Here is a 4,218-nt window from a genome sequence, read left to right on the forward strand (position 1 = left end):
CCGCCGCGTTCACCAGCACGGGGGCACGGAAGGCGCCCTGCGGCGTGGTGACCTCCCATTGACCTTGCACGCGCTCGATGCGTTCGGCCTCCGCATCGCACACGAGGGTGCCGCCCGCGTGCCGCATCCCGCGCAGGTAGCCCTGGTGGATGGCGTGCACGTCCATGTCGGCCGCATCCGGCTCCAGCACGGCGCCGACGACGCATTCGGGGCGCAGCGCGGGCACCAGTTCCAGCGCCTGCTGCGCCGTCAGCCGGCGCGCCTGCGGTGTCATGGCATGCAGCAGTTCCCAGTGCGCCTGCAGCAGCGCCTCCTGTCCGGGGGCGGCCACGAACAGGCAGCCGCGTGGCGTGAGCAGCGGATGCTCGCTGAAGCCCGGCGGCGGCTCCGCCAGGAAGGCACGGCTCGCCCGCGTGAGCGCGCGCACCTGCGGCGTGCCGTAGCTCTCGATGAACATGGCCGCCGAGCGGCCGGTGGAGTGGTAGCCCGGTTGCGATTCGCGCTCCAGCAGCACCACGCGCCCGTGCGGGGCCAGCCAGTAGCCGATCGAGGCGCCAGCGATGCCGCCGCCGATGATGAGGAAATCCGTCTGCGCGACCATGGAGGGATTCTAGGAAGGCCCGGGCTTCCTCCCATCGGGCGAGGCATCCCGCCCGTGGGGACGATGGTGCTGCAGCGGGCGAAGTGGGATCATGGCCGCTCGCCAGCCTGCAAGGAGGGACGCCATGATGCAGGAAGCCCCCGCCAGCCAGGGCGCACCGTCCCCGGATCTGCTCTCCAAAGTGGCGCCGGATTCGCCGCCTGCGCCGTCGCCCGGCGCGCCGGCGCAGGCGCTGCCCTCCGGCCTCGGCAGCCGCCTGCTGGGCGTCCTGGTCGCTTTGGCGCTGCTGGTCGCGTTCGCGGTGCTGCAGCCCCCGCGCGGCGATCCGCTGGCGCCGGAGCCCGCGTTGCTCAGCGTCGAAGGCTTCTTCGCGCCGCAGGAGGAGAACCGCTGGCTGCGTGCCGGCGGCCAGCGTCCGGTGTTCGAGTCGGTTGCGGCCACCGGTGGGGCGCAGGCGAAGGTCGCCAGTGCCGATGGCCGGTTCGTGATGCTCAGCGAAGACGGAGGGCGTCGCTGGCGCGTGGCGGCTGCAGCGGAGGGGCCGGCGCAACAGCGCCGGCCGCTGCAGCCGCCGGCGCGCCAGAAGGCGGCGCAGGCACCGCAGGTGCTGCCGCAACTGGTCTTCACGGCACTGCAGGCGGAGCAGCGTCCACCGGCGAAGGAGCCGGTGCCGAATGCCAAGGCGCCGGAGGCGAAGACGCCATCGCCGAGCCAGTCCGTGCAGCAGCGGCCGATCGCGCAGCAACCGAACGCGCCGGCCAAGGCGCAGAGCTACCAGCCACCCGATCCGAAGCAGCAGCAGGCGCAGCCCTCTGCGCCCGCGCAAGCGCAGCCTCCGGCGCCGCGCCCGCCCGAGGGCTACCGCATCCTGGCAACCCAGTGGCTCGATACGGCCCGCGGCAGCGCGCTCGCGGTCGGTGCCGAGGGCGTGGTGCTGCGCACCTCGAACGGCGGCCGTCAGTGGCAGGAAGTGCGGCGCCGCAGCGGCCAGACGCTGAAGGCCTTCGCCGTCCTGCCCGAATCGGGCATCGTGCTCGCGCTCGCCGACCGCACCATCGTCCGTGGCGACCTGGCGACCAACACCTGGCAGGAGCCGGCGTACCGCAAGTCGCCCGCACCGTGGCTGTGGGTCGTGCTGGGGGCGTTCGCGCTTGGTGCCGTGAGCGTAGCCCGCCGCCGGCTGGTGGCGCACCGTTCCGCCGTCACCACCACGGGCGTGCTGGAGCAGGCCGTCTCCGATGCGCCGATCGACGACGCGGCCAAGGACCGGCTCGCCTTCCGGCCGGTGGTGGAGGCGCTCAGCCGCTTCCTGCGCCACACCGGCACCCAGCCGCCGCTGGCGATCGCGGTGAACGCGCGCTGGGGCATGGGCAAGAGCAGCTTCATGGCGATGCTCGCCGGCGAACTGCGCCAGCGCGGTGCGCGGCCGGTGTGGTTCAACGTCTGGCATCACCAGCACGAGGAGGTGCTGCTGGCGCCGCTGCTGCAGGCCATCACGCAGCAGGCGATCCCCCGCTTCTTCAGCTGGCACGGACTCGCGTTTCGCGCCCGGCTGGTCGTGGAGCGCTGGCGGCGCGGCGGCTGGGCGACGCGCATGGGCTGGATCGCGCTGCTGTCCGTGCCGGCCTACCTCGCCTGCCTGGCGGGGCGCGTGCATTCGGCCTCGCCGCCGGCGCTGGCGGACGGCTTCTTCCGCGACGTCTATTCCGTGTTCACGCATGTCACGGTGGGCCCCTGGCTGGCCACGGCGGCAGGCGGCGGCCCGCTCGACCTGCTCGGCGCGGCCCTGCGCGCGATCCAGCAGGATCCGCTCACCACGCTGGCGGCGCTGGGCGTGGTGTTCCTGGCCGCGTGCTGGGCGATGCTCTGGATGTACCTGCTGCGGCCGTTCCCGGCCCGGCCGGCGGTGCTGCTCTCCAGCCTCGGCACGCGCTTCACCGTCACGCAGGCGGAGGCGCAGACCGACTTCCGCCGACGCTTCCGCATGCACTTCGGCGAAGTGGCGCGCGCGCTCGGCGAACGCACGATGACGATCTTCATCGACGACCTCGATCGCTGCAGTCCGCCCAAGGCCGCGGAACTGCTGGAGTGCGTCAACTACCTGTGCGAGGCGGGGCCCTGCTTCGTGATCCTCGGCACCGACCGCCGCATCGTGGAGGCGCAGATCGCGAGCGCGCACAAGGCGCTGGCGGAGGAGCAGGCCGCGATCCGGCGCGCCGAACTGGGCCAGCAGCCGGACCGCGATCCGGTCGCGCGCGAGTCGCAGGCGGTGCTGGACCGGCTCGCTTATGCGCGCGTGTACCTGCGCAAGCTGGTGCAGCTCGACGTGAAGCTGCCGACGCTGGAGTCGGCGCGGGCGCTCGATATGCTGCTGGGGCCGGAGCCGGAGCCGGATCCGGCCTCGGGCCCGCAGGCGCAGCCGCCGCAACGCGGCTGGCGCGGCGCACTGCAGGCGGCCCGCGCAGGGGCGGAAGCGGCCCGGCCGCGGATCGCGAGGTCGGCCGGCTGGGTCGCCGGGCTGCTGGTCGTCGCCGGCCTGCTCTGGCAGATGGACGACACCATCGTTCGCATGAAGGCGGAGACGCAGCAGGCCCGCGAGCAGCTGCAGCGCGACATCGCCGCGGTGCGCGCGCAGCTCGAAGACGCACGGGCGTACGAGCACTGGATGCGCCTGAAGGGCGGCGCGACGGGGCTGCCACCGGAGCTGCTGGCCAGCCTGCGCGCCCGGGCCGACGCGGTGCAGGGCAGCGTCAAGGCCATGGAGCAGGCGCTGCCGCTGCTGGAAGCGGAAGTCGCGGCCGGTGCACCCGACCACTTCGAGAGCATCCGCCAGGCCCGCTTCGAGCCCTTCGCGGCCCATGCGCGCTCGCTGGTGGAGGGTGCGCAGCCGGACGGCGAGGCCTGGCCGGGCCGCAGCCTGCGTCGCACGGCGGCCGTCTCCGAACCTGCTGCAGCAGATGGCGGCACTGCGGCTGCGGCGGGCGGGGCGGCGGGGGCCGAAGCCGCGTTGGGCGAGACGGTCTGGTGGCCGGCGGGGATGACAGTGGCGATCGTGCTGGCCCTGCTCGCCTGGGGCTGGGCGCGGCGCGAGCAGTACGTGGTGCACGCCACGCCCGAATACCGCGCGGCCGTCAAGGCCTGGCAGGCGCAGCTGATGGAGCAGCCCGAGACGGCGACCCCGCGCGAGCTGAAGCGCTTCCTGAACATCAGCCGCTATGCCGTGGTGCGGCTGCGCAAGGCCGGCGCCGCCTCGCTGCCTGAGGCGCGGGTGGTCGAACTGAGCGCACGCTGGCTATTGGCACGCGGCAGTCCGCCGGGAGAGCTGCGGCGGGCCATGCTGCAGGAAGCGGGCGGGGAGAGGGCGCCTGCGGCCGCGGAGGTGGATGCGTTCCTGCAGATCGTGGGGGACCTGGAGACGGGGGAGGGGGCGGCGCAGGCCGCACCCGCGCAGGTGGTGGCGAGCAGCGCGCCGGTGGCGACGGTGCCGAGCGGAGCGGCGGCGGTGCCGAGTGCGCTGCCGCCAATTGCCGTCCGAACGGACGGCCCGCCGCCGGAGCTCGTGCCATTCGCGCGGGGCGCGCGGGCGTAGGCTGGTGGTGAGCGCGCGCGGAGCGCGC

General features: G+C 74.1%; 2 protein-coding genes. One reads left to right on the top strand and one right to left on the bottom strand.

Features of this window, described 5'->3' with window-relative positions; genetic code table 11:
* Window positions 1-601: FAD-dependent oxidoreductase (locus VFM98_RS16930; protein ID WP_325111071.1), on the bottom strand; the 601-nt coding region annotated here is incomplete at its 3' end.
* Window positions 602-725: 124 nt separating this feature from the next.
* On the opposite strand from VFM98_RS16930, the gene VFM98_RS16935 reads away from it, so the two are divergent.
* Window positions 726-4,190 (top strand): P-loop NTPase fold protein, encoded by a 3,465-nt coding sequence (locus tag VFM98_RS16935; protein ID WP_325111072.1) that lies wholly within the window; start codon window positions 726-728, stop codon window positions 4,188-4,190.
* Window positions 4,191-4,218: the final 28 nt, after the last annotated feature.

Origin of the sequence: Ramlibacter sp. (assembly GCF_035706265.1) — a bacterium.
Lineage (GTDB): Bacteria > Pseudomonadota > Gammaproteobacteria > Burkholderiales > Burkholderiaceae_C > Ramlibacter.

Excerpts from the sequence above, each read along its gene's own strand:
- VFM98_RS16935 (WP_325111072.1), top strand. The coding sequence starts at position 726 with ATGATGCAGGAAGCCCCCGCCAGCCAGGGCGCACCGTCCCCGGATCTG.